Raw genomic sequence first — 18,683 nt, 5'->3', positions numbered from 1 at the left:
CAGATGTTCCGGCAATCCCCCGCACGCACGCTTGTTCTGCTCGCTACACTGGCCGGGCTGGCAGTCTATGCCTCGGCCGGCGGCTATTTCGCGCGCGAGATCGTAGTCGAAATCGCCATTCTCGCCATCCTCGCCATCAGCCTGGACGTGGTGGCGGGTTTCGGCGGCATGGTGTCACTGGCGCATGGCGCGATGATGGGGCTCAGCGCCTATACCTATGCAATCTTCTCGGTCAAGCTGGGCTGGCCGCCGCTGCCGTCGGCCCTGATGGGAATTGGCGCGTCGGCGCTCTTCGGCACCGCCATCGGCTGGATAACCGGGCGCACCACAGGCATCTTTTTCATCATGGCAACGCTCGCCTTCGGGCAGATGGCCTATACCGTTTTCTTCAAATGGCGCTGGCTGGGCGGCGATGACGGGTTGGGAGGGCTTTCGCGCTTTGATCTGGGCTGGCTGGGTATCAAGATGGGCGATTCCCTGACATTCGCCTTTTTTGCGCTGGTGATGGTGCTGGCCGTCTATGCCGCCGCCGCCTGGGTCTTGCGCACCGCCTTCGGGCGCACGCTGACGGGCATTCACACGAACGAGGACCGCATGCGCGCGCTGGGGGTCAGCACGGTCGTCCACCGGGCGCAGGCGCTGGGGTTCTCGGCGATGCTGGCGGGGGTCGCAGGCATCATCGCGGCGCAGCACATCCTTTATATCTCACCCGAGATGCTGGTCTGGACGGTGTCGGGCGAGGTGCTGATCGTGGTCATCCTCGGCGGGCTGGGCACGCTGATCGGGCCGCTTCTGGGGGCGGTGATCTTTGTCCTGCTAAAGCACGAAATTTCGGCTTATACCAACCATTGGCACATCGTCATCGGCATCCTGCTGATCGCCACCGTCCTGTCGGGCGGGCGCGGTATCTACGGCCAGGTCGAACACTGGCTGACCCGGCGCACGCAGCCGGCCGGCAAGACCGCGGAGGCGCCTGATGCTTGAGGTTCGCAAGCTCTGCAAATCCTTCGGCGGGCTGCAGGTCACGCGCAATGTTTCCTTTGTGCTGGAGCCGGGCGAACGCCGGGTGATTCTGGGCCCCAACGGCGCCGGCAAGACCACGCTGTTCAACCAGCTTGTCGGCACGCTGACGCCGTCCTCGGGGGACATCCTGGTGCAGGGGCGCTCGGTCATGGGGCTGTCGGTCTCGGCCCGCGCGCGCGAAGGGCTGTCGCGCAGCTATCAGAAGAACAACCTGTTCGAGGATCTCAGCGTGCGCGAGAACCTGATGCTGGCCGCCGCCGCCGGGCAGGGAAAGGCGCGCAGCATCTGGCGCGACAGTTTTCGCGACGCCGAGGTGCGCGAGACAGTCAGGGAGGTCGCGCAGCAGGTGGCGCTGACCGACATGCTGGACATGCCCGTGCGCTCGGCCTCCTACGGCAGCCGCCGGCAGCTTGAGGTCGGGCTGGCGCTGGCCACCCGCCCGCGCATCCTGTTGATGGACGAACCCACTTCGGGCGTCGGGCCAACCATGATCGAGAGCTTTCACCGCCTGCTGCATTCGCTGCCGCGCGAACTGACGGTGCTGATCATAGAACACGACATGGACCTGGCGTTCGACGTGGCCGACCGGATCACGGTGCTGAACTTTGGCGAGGTCGTGTTCGAAGGCACACCTGACGAAACGCGCGGCAACAAGGTGGTACGCGACATCTATCTGGGGGACTGGCAGGCCAATGCTTGAACTCGAACGCGTGGAAAGCGGTTATGGCGAAACGCGGGTCCTGCACGGGCTCGATTTTGCGGTGCGCGAGGGCAGCGTGCACGCCCTGCTGGGGCGCAATGGCGCCGGCAAGTCGACAACGCTGAAGACGATCATAGGGCTGGTACGGGTCCAGACCGGCGCGGTGCGGTTCGGGGGGCGGACGATCTCGGGTCTTGCGCCGCATGAGGTCGCCCGGCTGGGGCTGGCCTATGTGCCCGAAACGCGCGACATCTTCGGCGCATTGTCGGTGCGCGAAAACCTGGCCCTGGCCGGGCGGCTAGCCGGTGACACCCCGGAATGGACCATCGACCGGGTGATCGATTTTTTCCCAAACCTGGCCGACCGGCTGGACAATGGCGGGCATGAACTGTCGGGCGGCGAGCAGCAGATGCTGGCGATCGGGCGGGCGCTGATGACCAGCCCGCGCATCTTGATCCTGGACGAGCCGACCGAGGGGCTGGCGCCGATCATCATCCAGCAGATCTATGCCAAGCTAACGGAGCTGAAGGAAAGCGGGCTGACGGTTCTGCTGGTCGAGCAGAACCTGAATTTCGCACTCGGCCTTGCCGACGAGATCAGCCTGATGGGGCGGGGCCAGATCGTCTGGCGCGGCGACGCCGCGGCGCTGGAGGCGGACGAAGAGGCGCACGCACGCTGGCTGGGGGTCTGAGGGGGCCGGCACGGGCCACACTTTCGGGCAATTAGCTGACCGACATCCACCGGCGGCACCTGCCCTGTGATCACGCGCGCCGCAGGTGAGACCAGCAACACCGCCGCCGCGGCGATATCCTCGGGCTCGGCCAGCCGGCCGGTTGCGGTATTGTCCAGCGCGCGCTGCACTATCTCGGGCAACAGCGCACGGGCCATTTCGGCCATCACCTTCCCTCATTCCCGGGCGCTCATCTTCATCAGGGTGCGGTCACGGGTGATGCCGGCATTGTTGACCAGGATATCGGGTGCGGGCCGCAACCGCCCCCGCCCCTCATCCGGGGCGACACCGAAGACATGCACCGCTGCCCCGGCCACCGCCAGCGCGTCGGACATCGCCCGGCCAAGCCCCCGCTTGCCGCCCGAAACCAGCGCGCATCTTGTCTGCAGTTGCTTTGTCACGGCCGATGTCCCTGTTGCGCAAATCTTATTTTGGTATTATAGTACCAGAATGTAGCTTTGACAGGCCGAGACGCTTTAGGAGATCGCGCTCATGGAGTTTTCAAGACGCACCGCCCAGCTCTTGCATGAGGACCACGCCAACACCATCGTGCTGGTCGAGGAACTTGAAGAGGTGATCCGAAAGGCCGGGCGAAAGATGCCCGACACCTCGGACGCCGCCACCCGCAAGACCCTTTCCAAGACCGCGGCGTTGATCGACCGCGAACTGCGTGGCCATTTCGCATTCGAGGAGGACGAGCTGTTCACCCGCCTCGAAGAAGCCGGCGATGTCGGCATCGGGACACATCTGCGCGAAGAGCACGCCGCACTGGTTCCGCTGGGCGAAGAGGTGGGCCGCATCGCCGCCGAGGCGCTGGAATCGGGCTTTTCCGACGACAGCTGGAAGGCCTTTCGCGGCCAGGCCGGCGAATTCATCGAGATGATGTATTCCCATGTCCAGAAAGAGGAGATGGGCCTGCTGCCGGCGCTGGAGGACCTGCTGGAACCGGAAGAGGACATGGAGCTGGCCGAAGGTTTCGAAGCCGCCCACAACCCCTGAGGCCAAACCCCCTGAGGAGGGACCAGCAATGACCACCCAAGATCAGACCACACCCGCCGGCGGCGCGTTCGGCATCCGCCCCGTAGGGGCCGCCGACCTGGACCGGATCACCGCCATCGACGCGGGCCACATGGGGGCCTCTCGACGCGGCTATTTCGAAAAGCGCCTCGACGGCGGCCAGCGCTATGCCGACGAGGCGATTTCTCTGGGGCTGGTCTCGGATGATGGTCTGGCCGGCTTTGCGCTGGTGCGGCTGGAGGATGGCGAATTCGGCCGCCCCGGCAGCGTCGCCGTGCTGGATGCCATCGGTGTCGACACGTCGGCGCAGGGCCATGGCGGTGGTCGCGCGTTGATGGATGCAGTGATCGGTGCGCTGCGCGACAAGGGCGTTGCGGAACTGGTCACCCAGGTTGACTGGTCTCAGCGCGCGCTGCTGGAATTCCTGGGCGCGGCCGGGTTCGGGCTGGACGGGCGCGTGGTGCTCAGCCGTCCGGCGGCCGAACTGACCCCCGAGAAAGAGCCAGACACCCTGCCCGAAGAACCGACCGAGATCGACTACAGCTCGCCCTCGGGCGACGACTTTATGGCGCTCGCGCGTGACCGCATCCCGGTCCGTTCGCTGACCGAGGCCGACCTGCCCGGTATCGCCGCCATCGACCGGCGGCATTCGGGCCGCGACCGCACCGCCTATTACGCCCGCAAGCTCGACCAGGTGCTGAACCAGTCGGGCGTGCGGCTGTCGCTGATGGCCGAGATCGACGGCATGCCCGCGGGGTTTGTCATGGCCCGCGTCGATTACGGCGAATTCGGCCAGACCGCCGACGAGGCTGTGCTGGAGGCGATCGGCGTCGATCCCGCCTTTGCCGGCCAGAGCGTCGGCCGGGCGCTGATGTCGCAACTGATGGGCAACCTGACGGTGCTGCGCGCGGGCGCAGTCCGCAGCGAGACCGACTGGAACGATACCGGACTGATCGGGTTCCTGAACGCGATGGAATTCACCCCCGCCCAGAAAATCAGCCTGCGCCGATCGGTTTGAGGCATCGGTGACGACAAGCCGCGTATCGCCGGGCCGGGGCTCGGCGATACGGCGTTCGGGCGGCAGCGCTTTATGCCAGCCAAGCCCATGTAAGATTGGAACTATACGCTTGCATGAACAAATCGCCGGGCCTCGGGGGCGGCCCGGCGATGCGCGGCGGCCTTCGGCCGCTATTTCGCGTGGAAGTGCTCTGTGAAAGAGCGATCACAACAAAAATACCCCCCGCCGGAACCCGGCAGGGGGCAGGCCCGAAACGGTCGTCCGGCGGGGAAACGGGACAGGACCGGATGGGCAACGCGCCGGCTGTGGGGTGTCAGCCGTGCAGCGCCTCGTACTTGGCCATCAGTTCATCTTCGCTTTCCTCCCACTCGGGGTCGGCGACGATGCACTCTTGCTCCGGGCAAACCAGCTGGCATTGCGGCTCGTCTTCGGCACCGATGCATTCGCTGCATTTGAACGGATCAATCACATAGATCGGGTCGCCGGGGCTGATCGCTTCGTTTGGGCATACCGGCGCGCAGGCGTCGCAGGCGGTGCAGTTCTCCATAATTCTGAGCGCCATTACCTAATCTCCTTTGTTTGTTGTCACGAAGCCTTGAGCAGCATGCCGGACTCGGCAAGCCGCTTGTGCCGGAACGTTCCCCACAGCGCAGCGCCGATGGCGCCGGCATAAATCGAGTCCGGGTGGCTGACGACCTTGCATTCCATGCCCTTCATCTTGGCCAGTTCCTCTCGCATCGCCTCGACCAGCCCGTCATCCTGGGCCAGCCCGCCGGTGACCAGAACAGTCTTGCCGTTGGCACCGATGGATTTCAGCAGGCGCGCCAGGCGGCTGGCCATGCTGAGGTGGATACCCTTGAGGATGTTGGGTGCGGTGATCCCGCGCGACACCATGTTGATGACGTCGGTTTCGGCCAGCACCGCGCAGATGCTCGAGACCTCTTCGGGGTCGTCGGCCTGCTTGGACAGCTCGCCGATCTCGTCCTGGGCGATGCCCAGATAGCGGGCGATGTTTTCCAGGAACTGCCCCGAACCGGACGCGCACTGGCTGGTCATCTTGTAGTTCTCGACCTTGCCGCGATCGTCGGTGACGATGGCCCGGCCGTGCAGCGCACCGCAGTCCAGCATCGCCTCTGCCGACGGGTCCAGGTGCCGGGCGCCGCGCGCGTGCGTGGTCATCGAATAGAAGTGCCCGGTATGGAACGGGATCGATTCGCCCTCGCCGGTGGTGGCGATGTAGTCGAGGTCCTCTTCCTTGAGCCCGGCATCCTCGAGCGTCTGCTCGAAGGCCTCGCGCGCCAGTTCCAGCGGGTCGCGCTGGCGGATACGCATCACCGAACGCGAAAGCCACTCTTCCTTGCCGTTCTCGACCCGGAATATCGCGGCCTTGACCGCACCGGTGCCCACGTCAATCCCTGCTGCAAGTATCATGCCACGGCTCCTTCTGCGATGTCGTCTTCAATGCCGTCCATGCGGCCCTCGGCGGCACGGCGGGCGAATTCGGCGCCGCCAAGCGCGCCGGTGTAGATCGAGTCGGGGTTGATGTTGATCGTCACCTCCCCATAGTTTTCGCTGATCAGTTTCCTCAGCTCGCGCACCGCGGCCTCGTTCTTGGCCACGCCGCCGGTAAAGGTGAACTCGTCCGCCACCCCGCCCGAGCGCGACAGGATCGACATCGAGCGCAGGATGATGGCCCGGTGCAGACCGGCAAGGATATCCTCGCGCCGTTCGCCCAGCGCCAGCCGGTCGCGCAACTCGGCACCGGCGAACACGGTGCAGGTCGAGTTGATGCGCGACGGCTTGTCCGATTTCAGCGCCATTGGCCCCAGCTCGTGCAGGCCCATGTTCATCTCGTCGGCGATATAGCCCAGGTAACGCCCGGTGCCGGCGGCACAGCGGTCATTCATCTGAAAGTTCTCGACGATGCCCTGATCGTTGATCTGGATGCCCTTGGTATCCTGCCCGCCGATATCCAGAACGGTGCGGGTGTTGGGATACATCATGTGCGCCCCCAGCCCGTGGCACAGGATCTCGGAGCGGATATGTTCCTTGGGAAAGGGCAGCGTCACCCGGCCATAGCCGGTGCCGACGACATAGCTTTCCTCCAGCTCGATATCCAGCATGCCGGAGATGCGCGACAACAGCGCGGCATCCGCTTCGGCCTGCGACACGTCGCCGGCGCGCACCCGGTCAAGCGCGCAGCGGAACTTTTCGTTCAGGCTGCCCGACGGCGGGCGGTTTTCGACCGCGATGATCGACTTGTCATAGACATTGAGCATCAGGTCATAGGACAGCCCGGCCTCGCGCGCGACGTTCTCGGCATGTTCCAGGTAACGCGAGCCGGCGATATCGCGGAAGAAGTCCGACTTGCGTTCGGCATCGGGGCCAAACATCGCTGGCGCCTCTCCGCGCAGCCTGTTGAAGACCTCTTTCAAGGCTTCTTTGACCGCATCGGCCTGTTTTTCGAACCGATCACCACGAACCTGCCTGACGCAGGTTTCTTCCAAGTCGCCAAGCTGTTCGAGGAACTGCTCCAGCCGGAACGAACGTTCCAGGTCGGCCAGGAAGGTGTCGATCTCCGCGCCGCCGCCCTCACCGCCGAATGCGCGGCGGAAAAGCGTGAAACGCGCGTCGATCTGCGCCTCCTGCTTGGCCACGCTGCAGGCAGTGTCGTAGTTCGACCGCGAGTTGGTGATGCCGCGGCCGATCACATCGCCCGCTTCATCCAGCAGGATCGCCTTGGTGGTGGTCGATCCAAGGTCAATACCGACAAAGGTTTTCATGCTGCCGTCTCCTTTTTCGCGCCGCTGCGTTTCTGCTCGACCATCTGGAAATAGCTTTCGAGACGGTTCTTGACGTTGGCCGCCGAGAAATAGCGGGGGTCCACAAGGTCGGTCTCGATGAATGCCGCAGGTTTGCCGGTGCGCTTTTCGACTTCGCGCATGATCAGCAGCTGACCGGCTGAAAAGCTGTTGCAGCTCTTGATCGAGTTGATCAGCAGGCCATCGGCCTCGTACTCGTTGATGTAGTTGACCAGCATCTCGATGCGCATCGGCAGGCTGCGGTTGGTGTAGACGCCAAGGCAGTACTCGGCGAGCGTCTCCAGCGGCCTGTCGGGATCGTGGCGGAAGCCGAAATCATAGGTGCCGCCCACCTTGGTATAGGACGAGGCAACGACGGTCGCGCCTTCCTCGTAGAACATTTTCCAGAACTGGCGGAAGCTGGTGTAGTTGGGCGGCCCCTCGACCACGAGGCGGTATTTCTCTTCCTGCATCACGCCGTCGGGCGTGACGGGGCCCAGCCCCTTGGCGACGCGGTCATCGACCTCTTGCCGCAGGAACCGGTAATAGTCGATCGCGTCATCGGTGCCGCGGAAGGCGCCGAAGATCGGGCCGATATAGTAGATGCCGCCGAAATAGGCGTCGATCGGTGAGGGCTTGTTCTTGGCCGATTGCAGGACATGAACAAGGTCATCCTCGGCCTTGGCCGATTTCTTGAGGTATTCGCGCAGCCGGTCGATGTCGAACTTGACGCCCGAAACCTTTTCCAGCTTGGGGATGACGTCCTCCTTGAACTGCTTGACCATATACTGAACCATGTTCGGCGTGACCTTGCCGTCGGCCAGGTACGGGGTCTGCAGAAAGATCGTCTCGCACTTGTACTGCTCGCGCAGCAGCTCGAACCACTTCATGAAGGTAAAGCAGCCGGTATAGCTGAGCATCAGCACGTCCGGGTCGGGCAGCTTGCGGCCATTGGGGCCGATATTGCCCTTGGCCATCATGCCGATGTCGGATTTCACATAGGTGCAGACGTCCTCGGAATGGCCCGAACGCTCTGCCTCCATGATGTAGCCGCCCGACTGACGGCGCAGGCCGGACTGGATGGCGTTGACCTCGGGCAGGTTGTTGACCAGGTCAAAGCACATCAGCAATTCGTTGAGGTTGCCGGGAACAAAGGTCGAAGCGACCTTTTCACCGTTTTCCTTGGCATTGGCGAGACGGTCGTAGTGCTTGGCCATCATCGCCTTTTGCAACAGCATCGAGTCGTCCTTCTGGACCTCGGCGGCGGGGCTTTTGGGTTTGGCTGTCATGCTGCACTCCAGAGCTTGATGGAATCTACAAAGGTGCCGGCCTGTTCGCGGATGGGCTGCATCTGGCCGGAGTTCTCTGCGTATTTGAAGGCGATGAAGGGGATGCCGGCATCGCTCAGCTTGTGCTGCAGCATGGGCCGGTCCAGCAGCGCCGGATCGCAGAAGCTGGGCGAAGCAAAGATCACCCCCTCGGCGCCGGTGCGGCGTACCGCCTCGATCAGGAACTTGCCCTTCTCGGTCTCGTTGGGTTCGTATTTGGCCGCGGTACTGGTCGAGCGATGCAGGAACGCCTGTGCCAGGTTATGCAGCCCATCGCCCTCGGTCGGGACATCGTCGATCAGCCAGCGAGACACCAGCATGAAGTCGTCCTCGACAACGTAGCAGCCGCTCAGTTCCAGCGACTTGATCAGGTTCAGCGGCGGCTGTTCGCAGAACATGCCGGTCACGACCACCTTGGCGTTGTCCTTGATCGGGCGATCAGAGGCCGCGACCGCGTCGATATAGTCGCGCAAGATCTGCGTATGCTCTTCGACCGGCATCAACAGCCCCGCGCGCAGCACCAGATAGGCCTCTGACGCGGGCACCTTCCAGGGCTGCTCGGCGCGCAGCTTGTACAGGTCGCGGATGACGCGGCGGTTTTCATTGTAGACACCGATCGAGTTCAGCACGTCGTCATTGGTGACCTTGCGCCCGGCGATGCGGCCCAGATCCTCAAGCAGCTCGCGCATCTCGCCTTCGTAGAAGGTGCCGCCGACCTCGTCCTCGTAGGTCTGGGGGACGTCGAAGTAGCGGGCATAGACATTGGGGAAAAGCATCTTCCACATGCCCGACAGGTTGCGGATGACGTCGCAGATCGAGGGGAACAGCATCCCGTCGACAAAATCGAGCCGGCCGGACACGCCCAGTTCGATGGTCGAGCGCGGGATCCGGCAGATGTAGCTTTGATAATAGGCGTCGCCGTGGATCACCTCGAGGTTGTCACCCCCGCCCATGATGCCCAGCGGCATCATGCCGGCGGCATGGATGATCTCGCGCGGGACGTAGATCGGCATGTAACCGACGACCTTGCGCCCCTCCTTGGCCGCCTTCCATTCACGCGCGGCGGTAAAGCGGGTGTCCTCGTAGAGCGCCTGACAGCGCGCAACAATATCGGATGTGGATTTTTGGGTCATCGGTTGCTCCAGTTCGCAGGGCGCTTTTCAAGAAAGGCGGTCAGGCCCTCCACGGCGTCTTGGGTCTTCATCAGGTCGTCGAGATAGAGCCGCTCGACGCGTTCCAGCTTGGCCGAGATCCGTTCGGCCAGGTCGAGACGCGCGGCGCGTACCGCACGGCGCAGCGAGCTGGCGCTCTTGCTGCTCAGGTGCTTGTCGAACCAGCTCAGCGCGGCCTCTTCGGGGTCGGGGTCGATGACGTCGATCAGCCCGATCTCGCGCGCCTCCGTCGCCGGGATCGTGCGCGCCGACCAAAGCAGGTCTTCGGCGGCGGCCTGGCCGATCCGTTCAGGCAGCAGGCACGAGGCGGCAGGCGCAAACACCCCCAGCATCATCTCGGGCTGGCCCAGCTCGGCATCGGCGCTGGCGAACAGGCGATGCCCCGCGGTGGCCAGTTCCAGACCGCCGCCCAGACAGCGGCCGCGGACACTGACCAGGATCGGAACCGGGCATTCCACCATCCGCCGGATCAGGCCGTGCAGCGCGACCAGCATCTGCTCGCAGCCATCCGGCATGTGTTCTTCGACGCTGGCGCCAAAGCTGAAATGCGGGCCCTCGGCGTCGATCAGAACGGTCTTTAGCGCGGGGTTTTCTTCGTGCTCGGCAAAGGCCGCATCCAGCGCCGCGATCATTTCTGCATCAAGGATATTGGCCTTGGGCCGGGACAGCCGCAACCTTAGCAGCGCGCCATCGCGGTCCAGCCAGGTGGCAAGCGGCTTGTTCATGACCGCGCCCCCGGCATCAGGCTGTCGATATAGTCCTCCGTCCACTGCGCCCCCTGAGCCAGTTCGCGGCGCAGCGTGATGAAATCGACCTCGCGGCCGACCTCGCGGTTACCCTCGTTGAAGGCGCGGAAACCGGTGCGCGCCTCGGTCATCATGTTGAGCCCGAGCCAGGCGCGCGAGTTTTCCTTGTTGGCGTTCCAGACGTTCAGCTTGGGCTTGCGCAGTTCCTCGACCGACTTGGTGGTGCAGGCCGGGAAGGTCATCATCAGCTTGGTGCACAGCTCCTCGACCTTGGCGTCGAGCGCCGACAGATCGACGGCACCTCTGGCGACAAGCTCCTTACCCTTCTTGTAATCCTCGCCAGTCTTGATCTCGCCATGCAGGATGCGGCCCATCTCGTCCGTGATCATCCGGGTTTCGACCAGCGGGTTGGCGATGTATTCGCCGTCCACCTTCAGCCCCGGCACGATGTCGCTCAGGATGCCCAGCCGCAGCGCCTTTTGCGCGGTGAAGCTTTCGCACAGCACGCCCGAATTCATCGCCATCTCGCAGCCGATCATCACCGGCAGGAAGTCGGTCGAACCGCCGATCGCGGCCGAACCGTGCTTGGGCCCGGCCTGGCCGAAACGGGCCATGTCCTGGGCGATGGAGAAATCGCAGGCCATGCCGATTTCCTGGCCGCCGCCGATGCGCATGCCGTTGACGCGGCAGATCACCGGCTTGTCGCAGGCCATGATCGAGCTGACCATATCGTTGAACAGCCGCATGTACTGGCGGTATTCCTCGGGCCGGCCGGCGTAATATTCGGCGTATTCCTTGGTGTTGCCGCCAGTGCAGAACGCCTTGTCGCCGGCGCCGGTGACGACCACGGCGACCACGTCGCGCGCGTTCGACGCGGCGCGCAGGGCCAGGATCATGCCCTTGACCATGTCGGTGGTGTAGGCGTTGAACTGCGTCGGATTGTTGAGCGTGATCCAGACGTTGTAGACGCCTTCGACCTCGCTGCCGTCCGGCGCCTTTGCAGGCCGCTTTTCATACAGGATCTGGCCGGTCAGGCCGGTGCGCACCTCGTCGCCGACCAGGTCGTGCGACAGGAATTCGAAATCGTTCGGTGTGGCGCTCTGTGCGTCCATGTTGATGTGCTCCTTGCTGTTTGATGCGTCTCGTTTGTTCAGGGGATCATGATCGCGCGGCGCTTCAGTTCACCATCATGGACGGCGCGGAAGACCTCGTTGATCGTGTCGAGCGGGCGGTGTTCGACGAAGGGGTCAAGTCTGACCTTGCCCGACAGCACCAGTTCCAGCGCCCCGGGATAGAGCTCGGGCGGGCAGCCCCAGTTGCCCAGCATGCGGGCGTGAAAGGCCATCAGGTTCGACAGGCGCACGGTGACCTTGTCCATGGTGAAGCCGACCACGCACAAGGTGGCCCCATGCACCATCAGGCCAAACGCGGCGGTCTGCCCGGCGGCGGTGCCGGAACATTCCATGATGATCCATTCGGTCTGGCGCAGCCCCTGTTCCTTGGCGAATGCGCCGATGGCTTTTTTCAGCGCCCTTCCGTCATGTTCACGCGCGTTCAGCGTCAGCGCGGCGCCGTGGGCACCGACCGCCGCCAGCTTGGCGTCGTTGACGTCGATCGCCACCACCTTGGCGCCCAGCGCCGCGGCGACCTGAACGGCATAACCGCCGACCCCGCCGACGCCGTTGACGATGACCAGGTCGCCCTCGCCGATGCCGGCCTGTACGGCCGCCTGGTAAGGGGTGGTCAGCGCATCGGCGATCACCGACACGTCGGCCAGTTCCAGCCCGATCGCCGACAGCCGGTCGGTATCGACCGGGCAAAGCCCCCGCGCGGGCACGGTGATGTGCGAGGCAAAACCGCCCTCGATATCGTTGCCGGGCATCTTCTGATTGCGGCAGATGGTGCTTTTGCCGCGGCAGCACAGATCGCAGGTTCCGCAGGGCATTACCGCCGGGACGATCACCGTCTTGCCCAGCCAGTCCTCGGCGCCGGGGCCGGTGGCGGTGACGGTTCCGCTGATCTCGTGCCCCAGCGTCAGGGGCAGCGGCTGGTTGGTGCGCACACCGTCATAGTAGTAGCCCAGATCGGTGTGGCAGACGCCACAGCCGGCCACTTCGACCACCACTTCGCCCTGCGCGGGCGGGGTGGGTTCGAATTCCTCCATCCGGAGCGGATCGCCTGCGGCGGTCATCATCCAGCGCCTAGCCATTTTCTGTCTTTTCTCCCCCTGTCGCCGGCGCCCTGGCGCCCTGTCTCTTTGCCTCGAATGCCCTTCCGCCTTTGGATTGACAGGCCCTGCATTCGCTAATATAGTAAAATAGTACTCGAATACTTGTTTTGGGTCAAGAGGCTTGAATCAGCCCCCGCCCCCCGCAGAAACCAAGGGAGTTCTGGACGCATGACACAGCAGAAACGGCCCAAGAAAAGCGTGTCCTTCGCTATCGTCGGCTCGGGGGGCGCGGGCGCACTGACCGCCGGTTCGATCGTGCTCGAGGCCGCCGGTCAGACCGGTTGGTACGGGATGATGAACCGCTCGGTCGGCCCACAGATTCGCGGTGGCGAGGCGGGGGCGCTGCTGCGCCTGGCAAACCACCCGGTCGATTGCATGAACGCGGAATTCGATCTGCTGATCGCCATAGATTGGAAGAACGTAGAACGCTTTTCGGCCGAAATGCCGGTGCGCCCCGGCGGCACCATCATCGCCGACCCCGCACTGGGCGATGTGCCCGAGATCGTCACCCGCTCTGGCGCCGAGGTAAAGCTGGTGCCGATCAAGGACCTGGCCGCCAGCGTCAAGGGCGGGCGCGCGAACATGGTCGCCGCCGGGCTGGCGGCGCAGCTGATCGGCCTGACCGAAGAGGCACTGACCGAAATCGTCAACGCCCGCATCGGAGCCAAGGGCGAGGCGGCAGTCGCCAACAGCCTGGCCTGCGCCAGGGCAGGCATGCAGGCGGCGGCCGAACTCGGCTTGGGCAATACGCTGGAAATCGGCGACGCCTATCAACAGGAACAGGGTCGCTGGCTGATCACCGGCAACGAGGCCGTGGGCCTGGGCGCGGTGCGCGGCGGCGTGCGCTTCGCCGCCGGCTATCCGATCACGCCGGCGACCGAGGTGCTGGAATGGCTGGCCGCAGCCCTGCCCGAGGCCGGCGGAACACTGGTGCAGGCCGAGGACGAGCTGGCATCGGTCAACATGATTCTCGGCGCCTCGTTCGGCGGGCGCGCCTCGATCACCGCGACCTCGGGTCCGGGTCTGTCGCTGATGATCGAAACGCTGGGCCTGGCGGTGGCGTCGGAAATCCCGCTGGTGGTGGTCGACGTGATGCGCTGCGGCCCCTCGACGGGGATCGCCACGAAATCAGAACAATCCGACCTGAACGTCGCCGTCAACGGCTTTCACGGCGACGCGCCGCATGTTGTCGTGGCGCCGATCTCGGTCGCGGACTGCCTGTATACCGCGCAATGGTCGGTCTACCTGGCCGAGGCGATGCAGACGCCGGTGATCCTGTTGTCCGACCAGGCGCTGGGGCAGTCCCGTGTGGTGATGAAACGCCCCGCGAACCTCAGCTTTGTCGGCAAGCGCAAGACCTATGCCGGCGCCTCTGCCGATGATCGCTATCTGCGCTACGCCCTTACCGCCGACGGGGTGTCGGAGATGGCCATCCCCGGTGTGACCGGCGGCCAGCACACCGCAGACGGGCTGACCCATTCGGTTTCGGGCGCGCCGTCATCCAGCGGCGTCGACCAGCAGGAACAGATGGACAAGCGCCGGCGCAAGATCGAGGATTTCGATTACGGTATCCACTGGGGCGAAACCTTTGGCGAGGGCAAGACCGTGATCCTGACCTGGGGATCGCTGACCGCACCCGCGCGCGAGGCGCAGCGCCGCCTGGCCGAAGAGGGCATCGCCGTCAAGGTGGTGGCGCCGCGGCTGCTGGCGCCGTTCCCGCATGAGGGGCTGGAAGGGGCGCTGAAAGACGCCGAACGCATCCTGGTGGTGGAACAGTCCCATGCCGGGCAGTTCCGCACCTATCTGCGCGCCAACACCGACCTGCCCGGCGAGGCGCGCCATTTCCATCGTCCCGGACCGAACCTGATCGGCGCACGGGAAATCACGCAACAGATCAAGGACTGGGTGAACCAATGAATGCCCCGACGCTGAACGCATACAAGGCCAAGGACTATCGCTCGGAAATGGACCCGGTCTGGTGCCCGGGCTGCGGTGACTATCATGTGCTGATGTCACTGACCAAGTCGCTGGCCGAACTCGGCACCCCGCCCGAGGACATCGCCGTGATCTCGGGCATCGGCTGTTCGTCGCGCATCCCGGCCTATACCAACTGTTACGGCTTTCACGGCGTGCACGGCCGTTCGCTGGCGCTGGCCACGGGACTAAAGGTCGCGCGGCCCGATCTGACCGTCCTGGCGATGAGCGGCGATGGCGACGGCTTTTCCATCGGCGGCAACCATTTCCTGCACGCCTGCCGGCGCAATATCGACATCACCTATGTGGTGATGGACAACCGCGTCTACGGCATGACCAAGGGACAGCCATCGCCCACCACCGAACCCGACTGGGACAGCGCCATGTCACCCGGCGGCACCGGGATGAGCCCGTTTCACCCGCTGGTGATCGCGCTGGCGTCGGGTGCGAATTTCGTCGCCCGCGAGTTTTCGGGTGACATCAAGTCGACCACCCGGACGCTGGTCGAAGCGGTCAATCACCCCGGCTTTTCCTTTGTCGAGATCCTCAGCCCCTGCGTGACCTTCCGCCCCGATGAACGGGAATGGAAGAACACCGTGCACAAGGCCCCGGTCGAACCCACCGACGACCCGGCCCGCGCCGCGCGGCGGATCATGACCGATGACGGAATGAACACCGGCATCCTTTATCGCGGCGACCGCCGGCCCTATCACATGCAGATGGACGAACCGGCGGCAGAGGCGCCTGAGCACCTCGACCATATGTTCGAGATCTGACCGGGCGAAAAGGCGATGACGGGGGCGGTGCCGGGCACCTCCCCTTTGTCATTGCCTGCTATCCCGATCAGGCGCGGGGCGGCCGGCGTCGGGACATGGGTATTTGAGACCAGAAAGAAGCAGCAAGAGGCGCGCGGATCAGGCGCTGCGCGTGATGCGGCGCAGACCGGCAAAGACCTTGAGCGCGAAGACGCCAAAGGCCCCTGCCCCCACCAGCCCGGAGGCGGCGCCAATCTGAACCGGCAGCGCCATTTCCAGCACGATGCCCGCCGCGATCAGCGGAACCGCCGCCAGGTGCAGCACCGCGTGGACCTGCAGCGGCAGCGCCGATGACAGCTCTGACACCAGCGGCGGTCGCCCGCTCTTGCCGGCGGCGTGCATGGTGGCGAGAAACGGCATGATCCGCTGCAGCACGGCTGTCAGAAAGGTCAGCAGCCAGCCCGCGAGTGCCAAAAACCAGAACAGCGTCTGCCCGTTGGGCACCTGCAGCCCCGCCGCCAGCACCAGCCCCAGCGCCATTGTCAGGCCCAGAAAGCCCCAGGCCGCGCGCACCAGCACGAAGGCGAGGCCAAGCCGTTTGCGCATGCGCGTGCGCATGGCCGCGCGCATCAGCCGGAAATAGGCCACAACCGCCGCAATGCCGACCGTCGCCGCCAGGGCCATCCCCGGCCCCGAACCGGCCGCGACTGCCGCCACCGCCGCTGCGACAGCAAGCGCCGACAGGGCGAATTCCGCCCAGGCCCAGCGCACCGGCAGCGTGCGCGACAGTGCGAACATCGGGATCAGGATATGGCTGAAACCGAATGCCAGCAGCGTCATGAAACCGAAGATGCCCAGCACCATGTGCGCCAGTGCATAGCGCCCCGGATCACCCAGGTAGCCAGCCGCGTAGTTGCCGATCAGCACCAACCCCAGCGTCACCAGTGCGGTTAGCGCCACCAGCGCCGCCCAGCCATGGGCGATGACCACGGGCAGGCCGCGTGCGCGGTAAAGGTTGCTGGCGATGAGCAGGGCGAAAATGACCAGCCCCGCCGCGACCATGCCGCCGCCTGCCGTCATCGCCCATTGCCGCACCCCGTCCATCCCCCAGGCCAGCAACGCCACGCCCGGCACCGCCAGCCAGAAGCTGAGCCGCGCCGGCCAGACCCGCCACAGCGGTTCGCGCGACGCCACCGGCAACAGCTGATAGGCCGCGCCCATCGCGGTCAGCGCCAGCACACCCAACGTGATCAGGTGGATGGCCGCCAGCACCGGACCCGGGCCACCGGCATAGCTGGGCACCAGCGCCGCCCCGCGCAACAGTGCGGCCCAGGCCAACAGATGATAGAGGCAAGCCGCCCCGAAAAAGGCATAGGGAACCGAGGCCGGCAACAGCCGGTCGCGGGCGCCGGTCAGGACCTGTGTGCCGATGCTCATTTCTTCCGCTCCAGCCGCAACCGCACCTCGTCGTCCTGGGCCGGCAGGTACTGCCATGCCCAGCCGCGCTCCATCAGCTCGGCAAACAGGTGGACGGGGTCGCGCGACAGCCGCACGGTAAAGGCGGGGCGGTGCGGGTCGGCCTCGATCCGGCCCAGGATGCCCACCATTGGCTCTGGCGGTTCCAGCCAGCGCAGGTCCAGTTCTGGCCCCTCGGCGGTGTCGCGCCATTGACCCGGCAGCGTATCGTCAGCCATTTGCAAGGCTCCGCACCAGGCGCGCGGCCTCGGCCGCGACCGAAAGCCGGCGGTAATGCGCCGCCAGTGTCGTGGTGCGCTGGGGCGAGACCGACTTCTGAACGTCCTTTTCCAACGCCGTGTAAAACCCCTGGTCGTCACCCTCGGGCAAGATGCGGGGAGGCATCGCGACGGGGCGCGAATTGGTGCCGGTCAGCGCCAGGGTGACCTCGGTGCCGCCGTCAACAGGGCAGCACAGCGCGGCGACCCCGGCCAGCGGGAATTCCATCGCGCCGCGCGTCCGTATCTTGGCATAGCCCGAGCACCCCGAACGCCGCCACAGGTGCAGCCGCAGCAGGATCTCACCCTCGACCAGGGTCAGATGGGCGGCGCCGTCCTCTTGATACATGTCGGCCAGCGGGATGCGGCGCAGGCCACCGGGACCGGCAATTTCGGCCTCGGCCCCCAGCGCCAGGAAGGCGGGGGCGAGATCGCCGGAAAACGCGGCGCGGCAACGTTTGCCCTGGGGGGCGACATGGCAGATGTCGCCGCGGTATTTCAGGCAGAAACCGTTCGATCTCCGCCACCAGTGGCTCTGGTTGTAGTAAAGGCACCTTGTATCAAGGCACAGGTTGCCGCCGACCGTGGCCATGTTGCGATGCGAGGGGCCGGCCACCGCCTCGGCCGCCTGGGCAAGCGCGGCCTCGGCCGGGCCCAGAACGGGGCTGGCGGCCAGTTCGGTCAACGTGACCCCGGCGCCGATCACCAGCGTATCGCCCTGCGCCTCGATCCCGCCCATGCCGGGCAGGCCGGTCAGGTCGACCAGGCGTTCGGGAGCGCCGATGCCGCGACGCAGGTTGACGATCAGGTCGGTACCCCCGGCCAGCGCCCGCGCGCCGGGTTCGGCCAGCGCCGCGACCGCGTCGTCCAGGTTGGCGGGGCGCAGGATATCGAAGGCTGGCAAGACATTGGTCATGACGCTTTCCTCTTGGCCGCACGGCGGGCCTCGGCCAGCGCCGCCACCACCCGGTCGGGCGTGACCGGCAATTCGTTGAGATCAAGACCGATGGCATCTGCCACCGCGTTCACCACCGCCGGCGGCGCGCCCGACAGCGCGCCCTCGCCGGCCTCCTTGGCGCCGAAGGGGCCGAGCGGGTCGATGCTTTCGACGATATGCACCTCGATGGGGGGCGATTCGACCGCCGTCGGCACCCGGTAGTCGAGAAAATTGCCATGCACCGGCAACCCGTCGGCAAAGCACGTTTCCTCGCCCAGCGCCTGGCCCAGACCCATCCAGACAGAGCCCTCAATCTGGCCCTCGACGGCCAGCGGGTTGATGGCAAAGCCGCAATCCAGCGCCGCCCAGACTTTTTCGACATGCACCAGCCCCCCAACTTCAACAGTTAAACGCGTAAGTGATTGATATTATTGATGCGGGATATCTGCTTTTGCCACAACCGGGCCGTTTCAGGAGGGTGTTTTCAGGCTCAGTGCATCGAAGAGTTCCAATTGCTCC

General features: G+C 65.1%; 20 protein-coding genes and 1 pseudogene. 7 read left to right on the top strand and 14 right to left on the bottom strand.

Annotation, left to right across the window (positions count from 1 at the left end):
- Positions 1-3 precede the first annotated feature (3 nt).
- Genes DL899_RS11545 through DL899_RS11535 form a run of 3 tightly spaced genes read left to right on the top strand, consistent with a single transcriptional unit; the run spans position 4 to position 2,414 of the window.
- Complete coding sequence (locus DL899_RS11545) at positions 4-984, top strand: branched-chain amino acid ABC transporter permease (protein ID WP_111734517.1); 981 nt, start codon at positions 4-6, stop codon at positions 982-984.
- Entirely contained in the window at positions 977-1,723 is a 747-nt protein-coding gene (locus DL899_RS11540; RefSeq protein ID WP_111734516.1) for an ABC transporter ATP-binding protein, read from the top strand. The genes DL899_RS11545 and DL899_RS11540 overlap by 8 nt, the downstream gene beginning before the upstream one ends.
- Entirely contained in the window at positions 1,716-2,414 is a 699-nt protein-coding gene (locus DL899_RS11535) for an ABC transporter ATP-binding protein (RefSeq protein WP_111734515.1), read from the top strand. The genes DL899_RS11540 and DL899_RS11535 overlap by 8 nt, the downstream gene beginning before the upstream one ends.
- Before the next feature lie 50 nt (positions 2,415-2,464).
- Here DL899_RS11535 and DL899_RS19880 read toward each other — a convergent pair.
- Positions 2,465-2,611: pseudogene (locus DL899_RS19880) on the bottom strand (SDR family oxidoreductase); the annotation flags it as partial.
- An 18-nt stretch (positions 2,612-2,629) separates the two neighbouring features.
- Positions 2,630-2,854: a Rossmann-fold NAD(P)-binding domain-containing protein gene (locus DL899_RS19645; protein WP_111734514.1), complete on the bottom strand. Its 225-nt coding sequence runs from the start codon at positions 2,852-2,854 to the stop codon at positions 2,630-2,632.
- 91 nt (positions 2,855-2,945) lie between these two features.
- Between DL899_RS19645 and DL899_RS11520 the strand changes: the two genes are divergently transcribed.
- Together DL899_RS11520 and DL899_RS11515 are read left to right on the top strand one after the other, a co-directional pair.
- Complete coding sequence (locus tag DL899_RS11520) at positions 2,946-3,452, top strand: hemerythrin domain-containing protein (RefSeq protein WP_111734513.1); 507 nt, start codon at positions 2,946-2,948, stop codon at positions 3,450-3,452.
- 28 nt (positions 3,453-3,480) lie between these two features.
- Complete coding sequence (locus tag DL899_RS11515) at positions 3,481-4,488, top strand: GNAT family N-acetyltransferase (RefSeq protein WP_162685563.1); 1,008 nt, start codon at positions 3,481-3,483, stop codon at positions 4,486-4,488.
- Between the two features lie 313 nt (positions 4,489-4,801).
- Here the strand turns inward: DL899_RS11515 and DL899_RS11510 are convergent, their stop codons facing one another.
- Genes DL899_RS11510 through had form a run of 8 tightly spaced genes read right to left on the bottom strand, consistent with a single transcriptional unit; the run spans position 4,802 to position 12,744 of the window.
- Positions 4,802-5,050 (bottom strand): YfhL family 4Fe-4S dicluster ferredoxin, encoded by a 249-nt coding sequence (locus DL899_RS11510; RefSeq protein ID WP_111734511.1) that lies wholly within the window; start codon positions 5,048-5,050, stop codon positions 4,802-4,804.
- A gap of 23 nt (positions 5,051-5,073) precedes the next feature.
- Positions 5,074-5,919, bottom strand: coding sequence for a benzoyl-CoA reductase subunit D (bcrD, locus tag DL899_RS11505; protein WP_111734510.1), 846 nt, complete (start codon positions 5,917-5,919; stop codon positions 5,074-5,076).
- Positions 5,916-7,271: a benzoyl-CoA reductase subunit A gene (gene bcrA, locus DL899_RS11500; RefSeq protein WP_111734509.1), complete on the bottom strand. Its 1,356-nt coding sequence runs from the start codon at positions 7,269-7,271 to the stop codon at positions 5,916-5,918. Before bcrA ends, bcrD begins: the two co-directional genes overlap by 4 nt.
- Positions 7,268-8,578, bottom strand: a complete 1,311-nt coding sequence (gene bcrB, locus DL899_RS11495) for a benzoyl-CoA reductase subunit B (RefSeq protein WP_111734508.1) — start codon at positions 8,576-8,578, stop codon at positions 7,268-7,270. The genes bcrA and bcrB overlap by 4 nt, the downstream gene beginning before the upstream one ends.
- Positions 8,575-9,750: a benzoyl-CoA reductase subunit C gene (gene bcrC, locus DL899_RS11490; protein WP_111734507.1), complete on the bottom strand. Its 1,176-nt coding sequence runs from the start codon at positions 9,748-9,750 to the stop codon at positions 8,575-8,577. The genes bcrB and bcrC overlap by 4 nt, the downstream gene beginning before the upstream one ends.
- The gene (locus tag DL899_RS11485; RefSeq protein ID WP_111734506.1) at positions 9,747-10,514 is read right to left on the bottom strand and encodes a cyclohexa-1,5-dienecarbonyl-CoA hydratase; all 768 of its coding nucleotides are present in this window, start codon (positions 10,512-10,514) and stop codon (positions 9,747-9,749) included. The genes bcrC and DL899_RS11485 overlap by 4 nt, the downstream gene beginning before the upstream one ends.
- A complete protein-coding gene (oah, locus tag DL899_RS11480; RefSeq protein ID WP_111734505.1) occupies positions 10,511-11,647 on the bottom strand; it encodes a 6-oxocyclohex-1-ene-1-carbonyl-CoA hydratase in 1,137 nt (378 codons plus the stop codon). The genes DL899_RS11485 and oah overlap by 4 nt, the downstream gene beginning before the upstream one ends.
- Before the next feature lie 38 nt (positions 11,648-11,685).
- Positions 11,686-12,744 carry a 6-hydroxycyclohex-1-ene-1-carbonyl-CoA dehydrogenase gene (gene had / locus DL899_RS11475; protein ID WP_204355300.1) on the bottom strand — a complete coding sequence of 353 codons (1,059 nt, stop codon included), beginning with the start codon at positions 12,742-12,744 and terminating at the stop codon, positions 11,686-11,688.
- A 189-nt stretch (positions 12,745-12,933) separates the two neighbouring features.
- On the opposite strand from had, the gene DL899_RS11470 reads away from it, so the two are divergent.
- Both DL899_RS11470 and DL899_RS11465 read left to right on the top strand, forming a co-directional pair.
- Positions 12,934-14,682, top strand: a complete 1,749-nt coding sequence (locus DL899_RS11470; protein WP_111734503.1) for a 2-oxoacid:acceptor oxidoreductase subunit alpha — start codon at positions 12,934-12,936, stop codon at positions 14,680-14,682.
- A complete protein-coding gene (locus tag DL899_RS11465) occupies positions 14,679-15,515 on the top strand; it encodes a 2-oxoacid:ferredoxin oxidoreductase subunit beta (RefSeq protein WP_111734502.1) in 837 nt (278 codons plus the stop codon). The genes DL899_RS11470 and DL899_RS11465 overlap by 4 nt, the downstream gene beginning before the upstream one ends.
- A gap of 138 nt (positions 15,516-15,653) precedes the next feature.
- Here the strand turns inward: DL899_RS11465 and DL899_RS11460 are convergent, their stop codons facing one another.
- From DL899_RS11460 to DL899_RS11445, 4 genes are read right to left on the bottom strand one after another with little or no spacing between them, the layout of a single operon-like run.
- Entirely contained in the window at positions 15,654-16,931 is a 1,278-nt protein-coding gene (locus tag DL899_RS11460) for a hypothetical protein (RefSeq protein ID WP_111734501.1), read from the bottom strand.
- Positions 16,928-17,188: a DUF2249 domain-containing protein gene (locus DL899_RS11455; protein ID WP_111734500.1), complete on the bottom strand. Its 261-nt coding sequence runs from the start codon at positions 17,186-17,188 to the stop codon at positions 16,928-16,930. Before DL899_RS11455 ends, DL899_RS11460 begins: the two co-directional genes overlap by 4 nt.
- A complete protein-coding gene (locus DL899_RS11450; RefSeq protein WP_111734499.1) occupies positions 17,181-18,143 on the bottom strand; it encodes an FAD binding domain-containing protein in 963 nt (320 codons plus the stop codon). Before DL899_RS11450 ends, DL899_RS11455 begins: the two co-directional genes overlap by 8 nt.
- Positions 18,140-18,550: a molybdopterin cofactor-binding domain-containing protein gene (locus DL899_RS11445; RefSeq protein ID WP_239494682.1), complete on the bottom strand. Its 411-nt coding sequence runs from the start codon at positions 18,548-18,550 to the stop codon at positions 18,140-18,142. Before DL899_RS11445 ends, DL899_RS11450 begins: the two co-directional genes overlap by 4 nt.
- Between the last annotated feature and the right edge of the window lie 133 nt (positions 18,551-18,683).

The organism is Roseovarius amoyensis (genome assembly GCF_003260265.1).
Classification (GTDB): domain Bacteria; phylum Pseudomonadota; class Alphaproteobacteria; order Rhodobacterales; family Rhodobacteraceae; genus Roseovarius; species Roseovarius amoyensis.
The sequence above is the reverse complement of the archived record's forward strand: the minus strand, read 5'-3'. Positions and strand labels throughout refer to the sequence as shown.

Bases quoted from the DNA above. Each gene is read 5' to 3' on its own strand.
- DL899_RS11450 (WP_111734499.1), bottom strand. From the start codon at position 18,143: ATGACCAATGTCTTGCCAGCCTTCGATATCCTGCGCCCCGCCAACCTG.
- had (WP_204355300.1), bottom strand. From the start codon at position 12,744: ATGGCTAGGCGCTGGATGATGACCGCCGCAGGCGATCCGCTCCGGATG.
- DL899_RS11485 (WP_111734506.1), bottom strand. From the start codon at position 10,514: ATGAACAAGCCGCTTGCCACCTGGCTGGACCGCGATGGCGCGCTGCTA.
- DL899_RS11520 (WP_111734513.1), top strand. From the start codon at position 2,946: ATGGAGTTTTCAAGACGCACCGCCCAGCTCTTGCATGAGGACCACGCC.
- DL899_RS11510 (WP_111734511.1), bottom strand. From the start codon at position 5,050: ATGGCGCTCAGAATTATGGAGAACTGCACCGCCTGCGACGCCTGCGCG.
- bcrC (WP_111734507.1), bottom strand. From the start codon at position 9,750: ATGACCCAAAAATCCACATCCGATATTGTTGCGCGCTGTCAGGCGCTC.
- DL899_RS11545 (WP_111734517.1), top strand. From the start codon at position 4: ATGTTCCGGCAATCCCCCGCACGCACGCTTGTTCTGCTCGCTACACTG.
- DL899_RS11455 (WP_111734500.1), bottom strand. From the start codon at position 17,188: ATGGCTGACGATACGCTGCCGGGTCAATGGCGCGACACCGCCGAGGGG.
- DL899_RS11515 (WP_162685563.1), top strand. From the start codon at position 3,481: ATGACCACCCAAGATCAGACCACACCCGCCGGCGGCGCGTTCGGCATC.
- DL899_RS11540 (WP_111734516.1), top strand. From the start codon at position 977: ATGCTTGAGGTTCGCAAGCTCTGCAAATCCTTCGGCGGGCTGCAGGTC.
- bcrB (WP_111734508.1), bottom strand. From the start codon at position 8,578: ATGACAGCCAAACCCAAAAGCCCCGCCGCCGAGGTCCAGAAGGACGAC.
- DL899_RS11460 (WP_111734501.1), bottom strand. From the start codon at position 16,931: ATGAGCATCGGCACACAGGTCCTGACCGGCGCCCGCGACCGGCTGTTG.
- DL899_RS11470 (WP_111734503.1), top strand. From the start codon at position 12,934: ATGACACAGCAGAAACGGCCCAAGAAAAGCGTGTCCTTCGCTATCGTC.
- DL899_RS11465 (WP_111734502.1), top strand. From the start codon at position 14,679: ATGAATGCCCCGACGCTGAACGCATACAAGGCCAAGGACTATCGCTCG.
- bcrA (WP_111734509.1), bottom strand. From the start codon at position 7,271: ATGAAAACCTTTGTCGGTATTGACCTTGGATCGACCACCACCAAGGCG.
- DL899_RS11535 (WP_111734515.1), top strand. From the start codon at position 1,716: ATGCTTGAACTCGAACGCGTGGAAAGCGGTTATGGCGAAACGCGGGTC.
- bcrD (WP_111734510.1), bottom strand. From the start codon at position 5,919: ATGATACTTGCAGCAGGGATTGACGTGGGCACCGGTGCGGTCAAGGCC.
- oah (WP_111734505.1), bottom strand. From the start codon at position 11,647: ATGGACGCACAGAGCGCCACACCGAACGATTTCGAATTCCTGTCGCAC.